At 69.4% G+C, this 16042-nt stretch carries 17 protein-coding genes; 15 read left to right on the forward strand and 2 right to left on the reverse strand.

Annotation, left to right across the window (positions count from 1 at the left end):
• The first annotated feature begins 14 nt into the window (after positions 1 to 14).
• Positions 15 to 1028 (forward strand): chymotrypsin family serine protease, encoded by a 1014-nt coding sequence (locus BM417_RS42740; protein WP_093605827.1) that lies wholly within the window; start codon positions 15 to 17, stop codon positions 1026 to 1028.
• Here BM417_RS42740 and BM417_RS42745 read toward each other — a convergent pair.
• Positions 982 to 1713, reverse strand: coding sequence for an SDR family oxidoreductase (locus BM417_RS42745; protein ID WP_093605828.1), 732 nt, complete (start codon positions 1711 to 1713; stop codon positions 982 to 984). The two genes, BM417_RS42740 and BM417_RS42745, sit on opposite strands and share 47 nt — an antisense overlap.
• A 92-nt stretch (positions 1714 to 1805) precedes the next feature.
• Between BM417_RS42745 and BM417_RS42750 the strand changes: the two genes are divergently transcribed.
• From BM417_RS42750 to BM417_RS42780, 7 genes are all read left to right on the forward strand, one after another.
• A complete protein-coding gene (locus BM417_RS42750; RefSeq protein ID WP_093605829.1) occupies positions 1806 to 2945 on the forward strand; it encodes a L,D-transpeptidase in 1140 nt (379 codons plus the stop codon).
• A gap of 43 nt (positions 2946 to 2988) precedes the next feature.
• Positions 2989 to 3753, forward strand: coding sequence for an alpha/beta fold hydrolase (locus BM417_RS42755; protein WP_245822744.1), 765 nt, complete (start codon positions 2989 to 2991; stop codon positions 3751 to 3753).
• Complete coding sequence (mshA, locus tag BM417_RS42760; protein ID WP_093605830.1) at positions 3750 to 4997, forward strand: D-inositol-3-phosphate glycosyltransferase; 1248 nt, start codon at positions 3750 to 3752, stop codon at positions 4995 to 4997. The genes BM417_RS42755 and mshA overlap by 4 nt, the downstream gene beginning before the upstream one ends.
• On the forward strand, positions 4994 to 5473 hold the full coding sequence (locus BM417_RS42765) for a type III secretion system chaperone family protein (RefSeq protein WP_093605831.1): 480 nt from the start codon (positions 4994 to 4996) through the stop codon (positions 5471 to 5473). Before mshA ends, BM417_RS42765 begins: the two co-directional genes overlap by 4 nt.
• Positions 5474 to 5605: 132 nt before the next feature.
• Positions 5606 to 6385: a DUF4349 domain-containing protein gene (locus tag BM417_RS42770; protein ID WP_177320934.1), complete on the forward strand. Its 780-nt coding sequence runs from the start codon at positions 5606 to 5608 to the stop codon at positions 6383 to 6385.
• A gap of 410 nt (positions 6386 to 6795) precedes the next feature.
• Positions 6796 to 8361, forward strand: coding sequence for a 4-coumarate--CoA ligase family protein (locus BM417_RS42775; protein ID WP_093605833.1), 1566 nt, complete (start codon positions 6796 to 6798; stop codon positions 8359 to 8361).
• 71 nt (positions 8362 to 8432) lie between these two features.
• Positions 8433 to 8693 (forward strand): hypothetical protein, encoded by a 261-nt coding sequence (locus BM417_RS42780; protein WP_093605834.1) that lies wholly within the window; start codon positions 8433 to 8435, stop codon positions 8691 to 8693.
• 1 nt (position 8694) lies between these two features.
• On the opposite strand, the gene BM417_RS42785 is transcribed toward BM417_RS42780, so the two are convergent.
• Positions 8695 to 9327: a TetR/AcrR family transcriptional regulator gene (locus BM417_RS42785; RefSeq protein ID WP_093605835.1), complete on the reverse strand. Its 633-nt coding sequence runs from the start codon at positions 9325 to 9327 to the stop codon at positions 8695 to 8697.
• Positions 9328 to 9386: 59 nt separating this feature from the next.
• Here BM417_RS42785 and BM417_RS42790 point away from each other — a divergent pair, with 59 nt between their 5' ends.
• From BM417_RS42790 to BM417_RS42815, 7 genes are all read left to right on the forward strand, one after another.
• Positions 9387 to 9830: a VOC family protein gene (locus BM417_RS42790; RefSeq protein WP_093605836.1), complete on the forward strand. Its 444-nt coding sequence runs from the start codon at positions 9387 to 9389 to the stop codon at positions 9828 to 9830.
• A gap of 5 nt (positions 9831 to 9835) precedes the next feature.
• A complete protein-coding gene (locus tag BM417_RS42795; protein WP_093605837.1) occupies positions 9836 to 10582 on the forward strand; it encodes a phosphoglyceromutase in 747 nt (248 codons plus the stop codon).
• 350 nt (positions 10583 to 10932) lie between these two features.
• A complete protein-coding gene (locus BM417_RS42800; protein ID WP_093605838.1) occupies positions 10933 to 12105 on the forward strand; it encodes a sensor histidine kinase in 1173 nt (390 codons plus the stop codon).
• Positions 12102 to 12782: a response regulator transcription factor gene (locus BM417_RS42805; RefSeq protein WP_030477953.1), complete on the forward strand. Its 681-nt coding sequence runs from the start codon at positions 12102 to 12104 to the stop codon at positions 12780 to 12782. Before BM417_RS42800 ends, BM417_RS42805 begins: the two co-directional genes overlap by 4 nt.
• A gap of 27 nt (positions 12783 to 12809) precedes the next feature.
• Positions 12810 to 13790: a Ppx/GppA phosphatase family protein gene (locus BM417_RS42810; RefSeq protein ID WP_093605839.1), complete on the forward strand. Its 981-nt coding sequence runs from the start codon at positions 12810 to 12812 to the stop codon at positions 13788 to 13790.
• A complete protein-coding gene (locus tag BM417_RS49655) occupies positions 13790 to 15061 on the forward strand; it encodes a hypothetical protein (protein ID WP_245822746.1) in 1272 nt (423 codons plus the stop codon). Before BM417_RS42810 ends, BM417_RS49655 begins: the two co-directional genes overlap by 1 nt.
• Positions 15058 to 15903: a sugar phosphate isomerase/epimerase family protein gene (locus tag BM417_RS42815; RefSeq protein ID WP_245822748.1), complete on the forward strand. Its 846-nt coding sequence runs from the start codon at positions 15058 to 15060 to the stop codon at positions 15901 to 15903. The genes BM417_RS49655 and BM417_RS42815 overlap by 4 nt, the downstream gene beginning before the upstream one ends.
• Positions 15904 to 16042 lie beyond the last annotated feature (139 nt).

Consider the following 16042-nt stretch of genomic DNA (forward strand, 5'->3'; position numbering starts at 1 on the left):
GAACGGGGGTTGCCATGAGCTACCTCGACGAGAACGCGCGAGAGGTCATCAGGCCGGTCAAGCGCATGGTCGAAGACGAGTTCCTGTCGCGGCCCGGAGTGATCGGCGTCGACATCGGCGAGAAGGTCACCGGCGGACGCCCGACGGGCAAGGCCGCGATCGTGGTCTACGTGTGCGCCAAGGGACCTGACCATCCGCAGCAGATCCCGGTGGAGGTCGGCGGCGTGCCGACGGACGTCGTCGCCGAGTCGATCGTGCTGCACCGCGCCAGGATCACGCGCGCCGAAGACGAGCAACCCGTTGCGGCGGAACGGCATCCGGTGCTGCGCGGGGGCATCGGCATCGGCCCGGCCAGGTCGTTCAGGGTCGTGCCGCCCGAGGTCGAGCGTGCCGGCGAGTACGTGATCGCGGGCACGCTCGGCGCGTTCGTCCTCACCCGTGACGAGTCTCGCAAGGTGTTGGGGCTCACCACTTTCCACGTCGGGTGTGTCGACGACTCGTGGTCGGTGGGCGACGAGTTCGTGCATCCGTCCCGAGTGGACGGTGGCGTGCCCGGTGCCGACCAGATCGCCGTGCTGGACCGGGCGGCGCTCGCGGGGTCCGTGTCCGCGGCGGGCCTGCGGATGGGCGCCCGGCCGTTCCGCGCGGAGGTGCTCGACGTCGGCGCGATCATGGGCAGCGCTCGGGCGAAGATCGGCTCGACCGTGCGCAAACGCGGTCGCACCACCGAACTCACGTACGGCGTGATCGAGTCGACGGACTCGACGCTCAGACTCGACTTCGGCGACGGGATCGGCGTCCGGACGTTGCGCGACCAGATCCGCGTCCACTCGTCCGAACGCTTCGGCGACCACGGAGACAGTGGTGCCGTGCTGGTCGACGCCGACAACTTCGTGGTGGGCCTGTACGTCGCCGGATCAGGCTCGACGGGGTTCGCGAATCCCATCGAGCCCGTCCTGCGTCAGCTGGACGTGGAGTTGCTCACTCCCGGTGTGCCCGAGTCGCGGAGGCCTGGGCCCGCGGCTTGAGCACGATGGTGTCCAGGTTCACGTGCGAGGGCCGGGTGACGGCGAACGCGATCACGTCCGCCACGTCGTCCGCGACCAGCGGCGTGATGCCCTGGTAGACCTTGGCCGCGCGCTCGGTGTCGCCGCCGAACCGGTTCGCCGAGAAGTCCGTCTCGACCATGCCCGGCTGGATCTCGGTGATCCGCACCGGCTGGCCGAGCAGCTCGCCGCGCAACGTGCGGTGCAGCGCCGACTGGGCGTGCTTGGCGCTCGTGTAGCCCGAGCCGTTGTCATAGGCCTCGTACGCCGCGATGGACGTCACGGACACGATGTGCCCGTCCCCGGACGCGATCAGCTTCGGGATGAACGCCTTGGTCACCAGCAGGGTGCCGAGGACGTTCGCCTCCCACATCCAGCGCCACTCGTCCGCGTTCCCCTCGGCGACGGTCGAGAGCCCGCGCGCACCGCCCGCGTTGTTCACGAGGACGTTCGCCTGGGGTACCCGGTCCGCGAAGGCGGCGACGGAGGCTTCGTCGGTGACGTCCAGCTCGATGGCCGTCCCGTCGATCTCCTTCGCGATAACGTGGAGAAGGTCCAGACGACGTGCGCCGAGCACGACGTGGAAGCCCTCGGCGGCCAACCGGCGCGCGGTGGCCTCGCCGATGCCCGCGCTAGCTCCGGTCACAACTGCGACAGGTCGATTCACGACTTCGATCGTAGGTGCCGAACAGGGTGTGACTGACATCACTCACACCTCGATGGGGTTCTGGACGTCCACCATGGTGGGAGGTCGAAACCGTGAAGAGAACACTTGTCGCGCTGGTCGCCGGACTGACGCTGCTGACCGGCTGCTCGAGTGTCGAGGCGGGTACACCCAAGGCGGACAGCTCGCTGCCGTCCGCGAAGGTGACCCTGTCCCCGGTCGACGGAACCAAGGACGTGCAGGTCACGACCCCGGTCCAGGTCACCGTGGTGGACGGCAAGATCGAGTCCGTCGCACTGAAGTCACCTGAGGGCGCCGAGGTCAAGGGCACCCTCACCGAGGACAAGTCCGGCTGGACGACGGCCGAGCCCCTCGGCTACGGCAAGACGTACAGCTACAACGGCAAGGCCGTCGGCTCCGACGGCAAGCCGGTCGAGCTCAAGGGCTCGTTCACCACCGTCGCGCCCGGTTCGCAGACCCGCGCGACGCTCTGGCCCTCCGACAACCAGACCGTCGGCGTCGCGGCGCCGATCATGGTCAAGTTCGAGGCGCCGGTGCAGGACAAGGCGACCGTCGAGAAGGCCCTCAAGGTCACGAACTCGGCGAACGTCCAGGGCTCGTGGGCCTGGCTCAGCGCCCAGGAGGTGCACTACCGGCCGGAGAAGTACTGGCCCGCCAACACCACGGTCAAGGTCGAGGCCAAGCTCTACGGCGTGAACTACGGCGGCGGCGCGTTCGGCAAGGCCGACGTGACCAGCGACTTCACCGTCGGCCGCAACCAGGTCGTGAAGATCGACAACCCTACGCACCGGCTCAAGGTGTTCCGGGACGGCGCGCAGGTCGCGGACTACCCGGCGTCGTTCGGCAAGGACGCCGACCCCGAGCTCACGACGCCGAACGGCACGTTCGTCGTCATGGCGAAGAACGACACGTTCTCGTTCGACAACCCGCGCTACGGCTACACCAACGTCGTGAAGAAGTGGGCCGTCCGGTTCTCCAACCACGGCGAGTTCATCCACGAGAACAACGACAACGCGGCCAACATCGGCAGCAACAACACCTCGCACGGCTGCGCGAACCTGCTGGAAGCCGACGCGAAGGCGTACTACGACTCGGCGCTGGTCGGTGACCCGGTCGAGGTGACCGGCTCGATCACGACGCTGCCGGCCCAGTTCGACTGGTACGACTGGCAGCTCTCGTGGGACCAGTGGAAGGGCAAGTCCGCCATCAAGTAGGACCGGCGGGAATGCGTCCCCCGACCAGGTCGTTCGTACTTGTGTGCATCTGACACACGTTGCGGCGGCCGGCGGGGGACGACTGGCCGTACGTGAGGCAGGCAGGCCCGGCGCGCCACCGGTGGTGCTGATCCACGGCTGGGCGCAGACGGGAGCGGTCTGGGACCTGCCCGATTTTCACACCTACGCCGTTGACCTGCGAGGACACGGCGAATCAGAAGACTTCGGCGACTACCGCGACTCCGCCCAGTGGGCCGCGGACCTCAAGGCCGTGCTCGACCACACCGGACCCGCGACCGTCGTCGGCTGGTCCTACGGCGGGCTCGTCATCGCCGACTACCTCCGCTTCCACGGCACCGCGCTGGTCGACGCGCTGGTGTTCGTGAGCGCGATCACCGAGATCGGCCGCGGTCGCCCTGGAGGCGAGACCGGGCCGGTGATGCGGGACGCGCTGCCCGGCGCGATCACCGACGACGTCGTGATGGCGAAGTTCTGCGAGGCCATGGCGCCTTTCCTGCCTGGTGAGACCGTCGCCAAGCTCACTGCCTCAGCGACCTCCGTGAGCCATAAAGTGCGAGGCGAGCTGTTCCGCAGGGATGTGGGCAGCGCCGACGTGCTGAAGGCCGTGGACGTGCCCACCCTGGTCGTGCACGGAACTCAAGACGAGGTGGTCGCCCCTGCCGCCGCCGAGTACTCCGCCGCCCTGATCCCCGGAGCCGAGTTGAGCCTGTACCCCGACACCGCGCACGCGCCCTTCCTGGAGCGGCCCGCGCGGTTCACCGCCGATCTCCTGCGAGTCGCCCGATGAAGCGCGTCGCGGTGCTCTCAGTGCACACCTCGCCGCTCGAACAGCCGGGGACGGGTGATGCGGGCGGGATGAACGTCTACATCGTGCAGACGGCCACACGGATGGCCCAGCGCGGTGTCGAGGTGGAGATCTTCACCCGCGCCACGTCGTCGGAGCTGCCTCCCGTGGCCGAGCTGGCGCCCGGCGTGCGCGTCCGGCACGTCGCCGCAGGTCCGTTCGAGGGCCTGGGCAAGGAGGAGCTGCCCGGCCAGCTCTGCGCGTTCACGGCAGGTGTCCTGCGCGCCGAGGCACGCCACGAGCCCGGCTACTACGACGCGATCCACTCCCACTACTGGCTGTCCGGGCAGGTCGGCTGGCTGGCGCGGGAACGCTGGGGCGTGCCGCTGGTGCACACCGCGCACACGCTGGCCAAGGTGAAGAACCTGGCGCTGGCCGAGGGGGACGCTCCGGAGCCCCGGATGCGGGTGATCGGTGAGGAACAGGTCGTGGGCGAGTCCGACCGGCTCGTCGCGAACACCGACATCGAGGCCAGCGAGCTGATCAAGCTCTACGACGCGGAGCCGTCCAAGGTGGCCGTGGTGCCACCCGGCGTGGACCTCGATCGCTTCACGCCCGGTGACCAGGCGCGGGCGCGGCGACGCTTCGGGATCCCGCAGGACGCGGTCGTGCTGGCGTTCGTCGGCCGGATCCAGCCGTTGAAGGCTCCTGACGTGCTGCTGCGTGCCGCCGCGGAGATGCTCGTGCGCGATCCCGGGCTGCGGTCCCGGCTGGTGGTGCTGATCGTCGGCGGACCGTCCGGCAGCGGCACGGAACGACCGAAGGCGCTGGAAGAGCTGGCCGCTGAGCTGCAGATCACGGACGTCGTGCGCTTCCTGCCGCCGCAGCCGGGGCCGGAGCTGGCCGAGGTCTACCGGGCCGCCGACCTGGTCGCGGTGCCGAGCTACAACGAGTCGTTCGGGTTGGTGGCGCTGGAGGCCCAGGCGTGCGGGACGCCGGTGGTCGCGGCGGCCGTCGGCGGGCTGCCGGTGGCGGTCAACGACGGCATCTCCGGGGTGCTCGTGCACGGGCACGAGCCGCGGGAGTGGGCCAGGGCGATCGGCTCGGTCGCGTTGCCGCAGCGGGAGCACCTGGCGAGCAACGCCGTCGGGCATGCGCGACGCTTCTCGTGGGACCGCACGACTGACGCCCTGCTGGCGGGGTATCAAGAGGCGGGAGAAGTGTTCCGCCGGGAGGTTTTCGCTTGAGCATCGATGGCGTCATCAAGGCTTTTCTGGACGAGCGGGAGCTGAAGTACGACCGGCGCGAGCCGGGCAAGTTCTTCGTGACGCTGCCGGGCACCAAGAAGCTCCAGACCAACCTGTGGCTGGTCGAGACGAAGCACGCGCTGGTCGTCGAGGCCTTCGTGTGCCGGCGTCCGGACCAGTCGTTCGAGGACGTGTACCGGTTCCTGCTGCGTCGCAACGCACGGCTGTACGGCGTGCACTACACGATCGACGCCGAGGGTGACATCTACCTGGTCGGACGGGTCGGCAAGCACGCCGTGACGCCCGACGAGCTGGACCGCGTGCTCGGGCAGGTGCTGGAGGCGGCGGACGGCGACTTCAACCCCTTGCTCGAGATCGGGTTCGCCGACGCGATCCGGCGGGAGTGGGCGTGGCGGGTGTCGCGCGGCGAGTCGCTGGCGAACCTCCAGGCCTTCCAACATCTCGTTTCGGACTAGCGGGCAACTCGTTTCGGCTTCCCCGGCAACCCCCGGTGCGCTCCGGCCCGTCCGATGAGCATGCGCAGACCAGGGGTGTGGGTGGGAGTCGCGTTGCTGGCCCTTGTCACGACGGGGTGCGGTAGCAGCAACATGAGTGGTGGGACGTCGGCGAAGGACGCCGCCGCGCCACCGCAGGCGGCGCAGAACAAGGCGCCGCAGCAGGAGAACAACGCCGGGCAGGGCGTGCAGCCGGTGCAGCAGCAGGAACGTCAGCTGGTGCGCACGGCGAACGTCGACCTGCGCAGCGACGACGTGCTGAAGGCGATCGGCCAGGTCAAGGACCGGGCGGCGGCCGTCGGCGGGTTCGCGGGCGAGGAGAACTCGACCAAGAGCTCCGGGTCCGTGACCGTGCGGGTGCCGTCGGCCGAGCTGGACAAGGTCGTCCGGGATCTCACGAGTGTGGGCGAGGTCACCCGCAGCGAGGTGCGCAGCGAGGACGTCACCGATCAGCTGGTGGACGTCGAGGCGCGGATCGCGACGCAGAAGGCCAGCGTCGAGCGGCTGCGCGTGCTGTTCGAGCGGGCCGGGTCGACGTCCGAGGTCGCGCAGGTCGAGCAGGAGCTGACCAAGCGGCAGGCCGACCTGGAGTCGATGCAGCGACGCAGCGCGTCGTTGAAGGGCCAGGTCTCCATGGCGACGCTGACCGTCCGGGTCGCGACGGTGCCGATCGCGGCGCCCGAGCCCGAGAAGGTCGGGTTCCTCGGCGCACTGGCGGGTGGCTGGAACGCGCTGGTCGCGGTGGTGGGCGTGATCCTGATCGGTGTCGGCGCGATGCTGCCGTTCCTGGTGGCGCTGGGCGTGCCCGCCGCACTGGTCGTCCATCTGCTGCGCAAGCGCAGGCGTGTCACCCGAATGAACGAAGCAGGGTGATCAAGTTCTACTGAGAGTGTGCCTTTGATGATGCGCGGAACGGCTCGGGAGAGAGGGGGAGTCGCATCGAGCCGTCCCGCGTCAAAGGTCCCCGCTGCTGTGGATCCGTGGACGGGGGGAGCCTGCGGATCCCAAGCGGGCCACGCGATTCGACGGGGGATGACGAATCGCGCTCGGTGCCTCGCGCTCGTCGAGTAAGCGTGGGAGCCGACTCGCGGAGGCGGTATCAACTTCTCAGATACGTCCTTGCGATCACAAGTGCTTGTATTACTCCATTCGAGTGTATTTAGACCTGCTAAGTAACGTATCTGTAGCGATCGAGCAGTCCTTGACCTGGTCAGTGGCCTGGATCACGATGGCCCCACAGGCTGGGTGTACAGCGCTGTACAGCGAGTAGATGAGGTCGCCGCATGGTCTTTCGCAGTCCGTTCCCCGATGTCGAGATCCCCGATGTGTCGCTGCACCAGCTGTTGTTCGGCGACATAGCCGACCGGGTGGACCGGGTTGCGCTGATCGACGGCATGTCCGGCGCGTCGATGACCTACGGCCAGCTCGCCGGCGCCATCGACCGCATGGCCGCCGCACTGGCCGCGCGAGGTATTGGGAAGGGTGATGTCGTAGGCATCCTCAGCCCGAACACGCCCTACTACGCCGTCGTGTTCCACGGCATCCTGCGCGCGGGCGCCACGGCGACCACGATCAACGCGCTCTACACGCCCGACGAGGTCGCGCACCAGCTGCACGACGCGGGCGCGAAGATGCTGTTCACCGTCTCGGTGCTGCTGCCCAACGCCGCTCCCGGTGCCGCGAAGGCCGGCGTGACCGACGTGGTCGTGCTCGACGGTGCCGAGGGCTACCCGTCATTGCCCGAGCTGCTGGCGAACTCGCACCCGGTGCCGGAGGTGACGATCAACCCGGCCGAGGACATCGCGGTGCTGCCGTACTCGTCCGGCACGACGGCGCTGCCCAAGGGCGTGATGCTCACGCACCGCAACCTCGTCGCGAACCTCGTGCAGTGCGGCCCGATCCTCTCGGACGTCGGCCCGCACACCCGGATCCTCGCCGTGCTGCCGTTCTTCCACATCTACGGCATGCAGGTCCTGATGAACAACGGCCTGTACATCGGCGGTGTCGTCGTGACGCTGCCGAAGTTCGAACTGCCGGAGTTCCTGCGCGTCATCGCCGAGCACAAGACCGACCGCGTGTACATCGCGCCGCCGGTGGCCGTGGCGCTGGCGAAGCACCCGATCGTCGACAACTACGACCTGTCCGCGATGGCCACGCTGTTCTCCGGCGCCGCACCGCTGGACGTGGAACTCGCCGACGCGGTCCGCAAGCGCCTGGGCTGCCGCGTCTCCCAGGGCTACGGCATGACCGAGATGTCCCCGGTCAGCCACGCGATCCCGGACGACCGCGACGACATCTCGGTCGGCACGGTCGGCGTGATCATCCCGAACCTCGAGTGCCGCCTGGTCGACCCGGCCACCGGACTCGACGTCGGCGCGGGCGAGCGCGGCGAGCTGTGGTGCAAGGGCCCGAACATCATGAAGGGCTACCTGAACAACCCCGATGCCACCGCCGCCACCATCGACGACGAGGGCTGGCTGCACACCGGCGACGTGGCCGTCATCGACGAGGACGGCATCGTCTCGATCGTCGACCGCGTCAAGGAACTGATCAAGTACAAGGGCTACCAGGTCCCGCCGGCCGAGCTCGAGGCCGTGCTGCTCACCCACGAGGAGATCGCCGACGCGGCGGTCATCGGCGTGCGTGACGCGGACGGTGAGGAGATCCCGAAGGCGTTCGTGGTGCGCCAGGCCGGATCGTCGATCGAGGGCGACGCCGTGATGGCGTTCGTGGCCGCGCACGTCGCGCCGCACAAGAAGGTGCGCGTGGTCGAGTTCATCGAGGCGATCCCGAAGTCGGCCGCCGGCAAGATCCTGCGCAAGGACCTCAGGGCCCGCGAACAGTCCTGATCTGCGACATCCGAGAGGCCCCGGCAGGATGCTGCCGGGGCCTCTCGGCGTTTCGGTGGAAGGTGGGCGAAGTGGACGAGGAACTGAGGAAGCTGCGGGTGCTCGCCGCGGCTGGTGACAGCGACGCCGTGGACCAGCTCGTGGAGCTCGCGGGCGAGCGCGGGGACTTCGACGAGCTGCGCCGGCTCGCGGACGGCGGGTCGTCCGACGCCGTGGACGTGCTCGTGGAGCTGGCCGGTGAGCGCGGCGATCTGGACGAGTTGCGGCGCCTCGCCGACGCGGGCAGCGGCGACGCGGCGGACGTGCTGGCCGAGTTGACCGAGGGGCAGTAGCTCACGCCTTCAGCAACGACGCCGCGAGAGTGCCGGCCAGCCAGTCGCGGTAGCGATCGGCCGGCCAGCCCAGGATCTGGTGCACGTGCGGCGACGCCATCGTCGTCAGCACGTCCGCCACCCCGGCGGCGTCGAGCTCCTCCCGCACCTCGCCCGTCGCGACCAGTGCCTCCGCGAGCGCCAGGCAGTTGGCGCGCATCGCGTGCTCGCCCTCGTCCGAGATCCGCCGCATGTCCGGATCGGCGCCGGACGACTCGATGCCCGCCATGATCAACGCGCCGGCGCGTTCCTGGACGACTCCGTTGCGCCGCACCATCCCGGCGATCAGGTCGCGGGCGGACGGCGCCGCGAGCACCTCCTCGAACTCCGGCCGGTCCCGCATCGCGACCGGCTCCTCGTCGCCCGCGATCGCGACGTTCAGCGCGTCTTGGAAGAGCTCGACCTTGTTGCGGTAGTGCGTGTAGACGGTCCGCTCGGAGACGCCCGCCTCGGCCGCGATCTTCCTGATCGACGTCGCCACGAACCCGTCCCGCACGAACAGCCGGTGGCCCGCGGCGCGCACCAGCAGGCGCGTCTGAGCCGCCGCCTGCTCCCGCAGCGGTGAGCTGTACGAACGCTTGACTTCCTCATTCATCGAGCGCAGCCTAACTGTATTCGTTGCACGGTGTCTGCACTCAACTGGAGGAACCCGCGATGGCGCAGCTCAGAGGCATCAGAGGCGTGAAGATCCCGGTGACCGACCTGGGCAGGAGCATCGACTGGTACGGCCGGGTCTTCGGCTTCGTCGTCGAGTGGGAGTTCGAGGACGCGGACGGTGTCGTCCGGGGCGTCGCGGGTCCGGTGAGCGACGGCGCGGCGGGCCTGAGCCTGCGGCTCAACCCGGAGAAGGCGCGGGCCCTCGCGGGCTTCGACCCGGTCAACTGGGCCGTGGAGACCAGGAAGGACCTCGGCGAGTGGATCGAGCACCTCGACGCGCTGGGCGTCGGGCACTCGCCCGAGATCGAGGCGAGCATCGGCTGGCTGCTGGTCTTCACCGACCCCGACGGCCTGGAGATCCACGTCTACACCGACGAGTCCCATGGCGTGGATCACGGTGACCTGCCGGGGTACGGCAGGAGGGTCGGCATGGCAGGCTAGCCGCCATGTCTGTCGGAACCTTGGTCCTGCTCCGCCACGGCGAGAGCACGTGGAACGCGGAGAACCTGTTCACCGGCTGGGTGGACGTTCCCCTGTCGGAAAAGGGCGAGAAGGAGGCCCGCCGCGGCGGGCACCTGCTGCGCGAGGCGGGCGTCCTGCCGGAGATCCTGCACACCAGCCTCATGCGCCGGGCGATCATGACCGCGAACCTGGCGCTCGACGCCGCCGACCGGCACTGGATCCCGGTCAAGCGCGACTGGCGTCTCAACGAACGCCACTACGGCGCGTTGCAGGGCAAGAACAAGAAGCAGACGCTGGAGGAGTTCGGCGAGGAGCAGTTCATGCTCTGGCGCCGCTCCTACGACACCCCGCCGCCGCCCATCGCGCCCGGCAGCGAGTTCAGCCAGGACACCGACCCGCGCTACGCGGGCCTCGGCCCCGACCTGCCGCTGACCGAGTGCCTGCTCGACGTCGTGAAGCGCATGCTCCCGTACTGGGACGAGTCGATCGTGCCGGACCTGCGCACCGGCAAGACGGTCCTCGTGGCCGCGCACGGCAACTCGCTGCGCGCCCTCGTGAAGCACCTCGACGGCATCTCCGACGAGGCCATCGCGGGCCTGAACATCCCGACCGGCATCCCGCTGCGCTACGACCTCGACGAGGACCTGAAGCCGCTCAAGCCGGGCGGCGAGTACCTCGACCCCGACGCCGCCAAGGACGCCATCGCCGCAGTGGCGAACCAGGGCCGCTAAAGCACTCCGAGAAGGGCGCACCCGCGGGTCGGGTGCGCCCTTTTTGCGCCTTTCCGCGTCGCCAGTTGGTGTCGGCCGCCCAGTCCCACGGGCCGCGAGTTCGCGTCGGTCGTCCGGGTCACTCTTCGTGTCAACCGCCGCAGGCGATTCGGCGCGAAGCGGGGCGCGGACGACCGACTTCCCGCCGAACTCGCCGGAGTCTGCGAAGCAGCGACCAACAAATACAGTCACGGTTGGGTGAACGCGGGCTGACCAGGGACGGAACAACCGTCCACTGAGGTGTCGCGGGTGTCACGGTTCACGCTTCCGCACTAGGCCAAGACACCTCTGAGCTGCTTACCATTCGCCTCGTGACCACAACGGGTTACCTCGCTGTGTCGATCGGCCTCGCGCTCATCGGCGTGATAGCCGCTTTCTTCATCGGCCGGTCCACCGCCCCACGGCACCCCAAGAAGCCGGAAGGCCTCACGGTCGCCGACCTGATCCAGCAGATCGTCCACGACTCCCACGACGGCATCGTGGTGCTGAACCACTTCGGTGACGTCGTGCTTCACAACCCTCGCGCCGAAGAACTCGGGATCGTGCGCAACAACCGCGTCGACGACCGGGCCCGCAAGGCCGCCGAGGGCGTGCGCGGCAGCAACGAGGTCGTGTACGTCGACCTCTCGCCGTTGGACGGCTACCGGACCGGACGACAGCCGGAGGCCGTGCACGCCGAGGTCAGGCTGCTCGTCGAGAACTTCATCGTCGTGGACGCGAGCGACGAGTCCGAGGCCGTGCGGCTGGAGAAGACCAGGCGCGACTTCGTGGCGAACGTCAGCCACGAGCTCAAGACCCCGGTCGGAGCCCTCGCGCTGCTGGCGGAGGCCGTGCTGGACGCGAGCGACGACCAGGACGAGGTCCGCCGGTTCAGCGCGAAGATCATGCAGGAGGCCACCCGCCTCGGCACGCTCGTCACCGAGCTGATCGCGCTGTCCCGCCTGCAGGGCGCCGAGAAGCTGCCCGAGCTGTCCGACACCGAGATCGACGTCGTGATCAACGAGGCGCTGTCGCGGTCCAAGCTCGCCGCCGAGTCGGTCAACATCTCGATCAACGTCGACGAGCCGAGCGGGTTCGTCGTGCCGGGCGACCGGTCGTTGCTGGTCACGGCGTTGACGAACCTGCTGGACAACGCCGTCGCGTACTCGCCTCCCGGCAGTCCGGTGAGCGTGAGCCGCAGACTGGTGGACGGGCACGTCGAGATCGCCGTGACCGACCGCGGCATCGGCATCGCCGAGGACCAGCAGATCCGCGTCTTCGAGCGGTTCTACCGCGTCGACAAGGCCCGATCGCGCGCGACCGGAGGCACCGGTCTCGGGCTCGCGATCGTCAAGCACGTCGCCGCCAACCACGGCGGCGAGGTGAAGCTGTGGAGCCTGCCAGGAACGGGGTCCACCTTCACGCTGCGGATTCCCGCCGCGGCGACCGAACCGAATCCGACTCTCGTGCCCTCTGGCGCGGGTGACCCAGGAGGAGAGCTGTGACCAGAGTGCTCATCGTGGAGGACGAGGAGTCCTTCGCCGATCCGCTCGCCTTCCTGCTGCGCAAGGAAGGGTTCACCGCGGCGCTCGCGGCCACCGGCCAGGAGGCGCTCGAGGAGTTCGACCGCAACGGTGCCGACATCGTGCTGCTCGACCTGATGCTGCCCGGCATGAGCGGCACGGACGTGTGCAAGCAGCTGCGCCAGCGCTCCGCCGTCCCCGTGATCATGGTGACGGCCCGCGACAGCGAGATCGACAAGGTCGTCGGGCTCGAGCTCGGCGCCGACGACTACGTCACCAAGCCGTACTCGGCGCGGGAGCTCATCGCCCGCATCCGCGCGGTGCTGCGCCGCGGCGGCGAGTCCGAGGACCTGCTGCCGCAGATCCTCGAGGCCGGCCCGGTGCGGATGGACGTGGAACGCCACGTCGTCACCGTCGCTGGTCAGGACATCAGCCTGCCGCTCAAGGAGTTCGACCTCCTCGAGTACCTGCTGCGCAACGTCGGCCGCGTCCTGACCAGGGGCCAGCTGATCGACCGCGTGTGGGGAGCGGACTACGTGGGCGACACGAAGACGCTGGACGTGCACGTCAAGCGGCTGCGTTCGAAGATCGAACCTGACCCCTCGGCACCGCGGCACCTCGTTACGGTCAGGGGTCTGGGTTACAAGTTCGAGTCCTGACGGACACGACCAGGTACCGTTTCCGGCGTGCGCCTGGGCGTTCTCGACGTGGGTTCCAACACCGTCCACCTACTGGTGGTGGACGCACATCGTGGTGCCCACCCCATCCCGATGACGTCGGAGAAGACGATCCTCCGTCTGGCCGAACAGCTCGACGACAAGGGTCAGCTCTCCAAATCGGGCGCTGATCAGCTGGTTCGTGCCGTGGCCGCCGCGAAGGCGTCGGCCAAGCGGTCCGGCTGCGAGGACCTGATGGCGTTCGCGACCTCGGCGGTGCGCGAGGCGGGCAACTCGGGCGAGGTGCTCGACCGGGTGCGCACCGAGACCGGGGTCGAGCTGAAGGTCCTGTCCGGCGAGGACGAGGCCCGCTACACCTTCCTCGCGGTCCGCCGCTGGTACGGCTGGTCCGCGGGCAGGTTGCTCAGCCTCGACATCGGCGGCGGCTCACTGGAGCTCGCCGTCGGCCGTGACGAGAACCCGGACCTGGCCTTCTCCGTGCCGCTCGGCGCGGGAAGGCTCACCAGGACCCGGTTCAAGAAGGATCCGCCCCGGCGCTCGGAGGTCCGCGAGACCACCGACTGGCTCGCCGAGCAGCTCGCGCCCGTGGCGCGGAAGCTGAAACGCGCGGGTGAACCCGATCGAGTGGTTGCGACCTCAAAAACTTTCCGAACGCTGGCGCGGCTCACCGGGGCCGCGCCATCGTCTGCCGGGCCCAGGGCGCGTCGGGTTCTCACCGACGCCGGCCTGCGGCAGCTGATCGCGTTCATTTCCCGGATGTCGGCCCACGACCTCGCGGAGCTGGAAGGCGTGAGCACTTCACGCGCACATCAGCTCGTCGCGGGAGCGTTGGTCGCGGAGGCAACAATGCGAGCCCTGTCACTCACGCAGCTGGAGATTTGCCCCTGGGCACTCCGGGAGGGTGTCATCCTCCGGCGGCTGGACCACACTGATGGGACGGACCAGAGCGATACTGGACGGACTGGCCAGACCGGGGCACGGTGGAGTTGATGAGTCGAGAGAGCGGATCGGACCAGACGCAGCGCACAGTCGCTGAGCTGCTCGCCCAGTACGGGGGCAGCGCAGAGAGTGCGCCACGTCGGCGACGCCGCCGGGCTGACGACGAGGACGACGTCCAGCAGCCGGAGACCGCGCCCCAGACGATCATCGAGCGGGTGCTGTCCGACAGCGGCCGCCTGATGGCGATTCGCGACGACGACGCACCGCAGCCCGGTCGTCGCGCCGCACCCGAACCACCGGCCGAGCGCACCGCGTACCAGCCGAAACAGCAGGTCGCGCCGCCGAAGCCACCGCAGCCGTCGCAGCAGATGCCGGTGCCGCAGGCCCAGCCGCCGCTGGTCCGCAGACCGGCCCCGCAGCAGCCGAAGCCGGCGCCGCCCGCCCCCAAGCCCGTGCCGCCCGTCGCGCCGCTGCCGCCTCCCGCGGCCGCCGAGCAGACCCGGCAGGTGCCGCAGGTCCGCGACCAGCCGTCCCGATCGGACATGCCGCGCCCGGACGTGCCCGGCCGCCTGGAGGCACGGCTCGACCAGTCGGCCGGCGCGCCGTCGCGCACGAACATCACCCGGCCGCCGAAGCCACCGCAGCCGTCGGTGCAGATGCCCGTGCCGGGCCCGCCGCGCGAGGCGATGACCGAGCAGCTTCCGCGCATCCCGGCGAAGGCGCCGGTGGACAAGATCGCCGCGCTCGAGACCGAGTCCGTGCTGATCGTGCCGCCCGCCCCGCCGAAGCTGCCGGAGCCGTTGCCGGGCAACGTGCCCGACGCCTGGTTCAGCGACGACGACGCGCAGGCCAAGACCGATCTGTCCATGCCGCCGATGGAGTCGACCGCGGCGCACCCCGCTCCGTACGTGGACGACGACTCGCAGGAGTACGCCGCCTACCGCGCCGAGGACGACTACCTCGCGGACGCCGACGAGGAGGACGACGAGGACGACGAGGGTCCCGCCGGCCTCGACGACGCGGCCGACGTCGAGGAGGACCAGGACGCCGAACCGCGCTCGGCCGGCAAGGAATGGCTGATCATGATCGGCCAGCTCGCCGTCGGCGTGCTCGGCGGCGCCGCGCTGTGGCTCGCGTTCAACTACCTGTGGCGCTCGGTACCGGCCGCCGCACTCGTGGTGGCGCTTGCCGTTACCGTGGGTCTGGTGTTGCTGGTTCGAAAGATCCGCCGAGCGGACGATCTGCAGACCACCGTCCTGGCCGTGCTCGTGGGCCTCATCGTGACCGTCTCACCAGCGGCGATGCTGCTGGTGAAGAATTGACCGCCCGCATCCCGGTCGGGCTTTCCACGGCATCGGTCTACCCGCAGCCCGCCGGAGCGGCGTTCGAGATCGCGTCCGAACTGGGCTACGACGGCGTCGAGCTGATGGTGTGGGCCGACCCGGTGTCGCAGGACATCCGCGCCGTCGACCGCCTGTCGTCCCGGACGGGCATGCCGGTCCTCGCCGTGCACGCGCCCTGCCTGCTGATCTCGCAGCGGGTGTGGTCGCCGGACCCGGCCGAGCGCCTGCGCCGGTCGGTGCGGGCCGCCCTTGATCTCGGCGCGTCGACCGTGGTGCTGCATCCGCCGTTCCGATGGCAGCGCAAGTACGCGGACGGGTTCGCGGAGCTGGTCTCGTCGTTGGAGGACGAGAGCGGGATCGCCATCGCGGTCGAGAACATGTTCCCGGTGCGCCGGCCCTTGGGGCGGGGGCGGTCGGTGGAGATGAACGCGTTCAAGCCTTCTGTGGACCCGACTGACGTCGGGCACGCCAACTACACCTTGGATCTGTCGCATTCCGCTGCCGCGCACATGGACGCGCTGGAGCTGGCCAAGCGGATGGGGGACGGGCTGCGGCACATCCACCTGGCTGACGGGTCTGGAGCGCCGAAGGACGAGCACATGGTGCCTGGGCGTGGGAACCAGCCCTGTGCGGAGCTGTGCGAGATGCTGGCTCGGGGTGGGTTCGACGGGCAGGTCGTGCTGGAGGTCAACACTCGGCGGGCCGGGACTCCGGCTGGGCGGCGGGAGATGCTGGCGGAGGCCTTGTTGTTCGCTCGGCTGCATTTGGACTGGGCCGCTGAGGGTGGGGCTGGGAAGGCTCGGCCGGGGCTTTCTCGCTGATCGCGGGTCTTGTCGCGGGTCGGCTTGCGGGCGTTTGTCGCGTTCCAGCGGGGTTGGTCGCGTTCCGTGCGGGTGGTCGCCTTGCGAGGGTGGTTCCGCGGGTCGGGACGAAGTGCGGGGTTGCGATTGGGGCTTGACC

Origin of the sequence: Lentzea waywayandensis, assembly GCF_900115955.1 — a bacterium.
In the GTDB taxonomy this organism is placed as follows: domain Bacteria; phylum Actinomycetota; class Actinomycetes; order Mycobacteriales; family Pseudonocardiaceae; genus Lentzea; species Lentzea waywayandensis.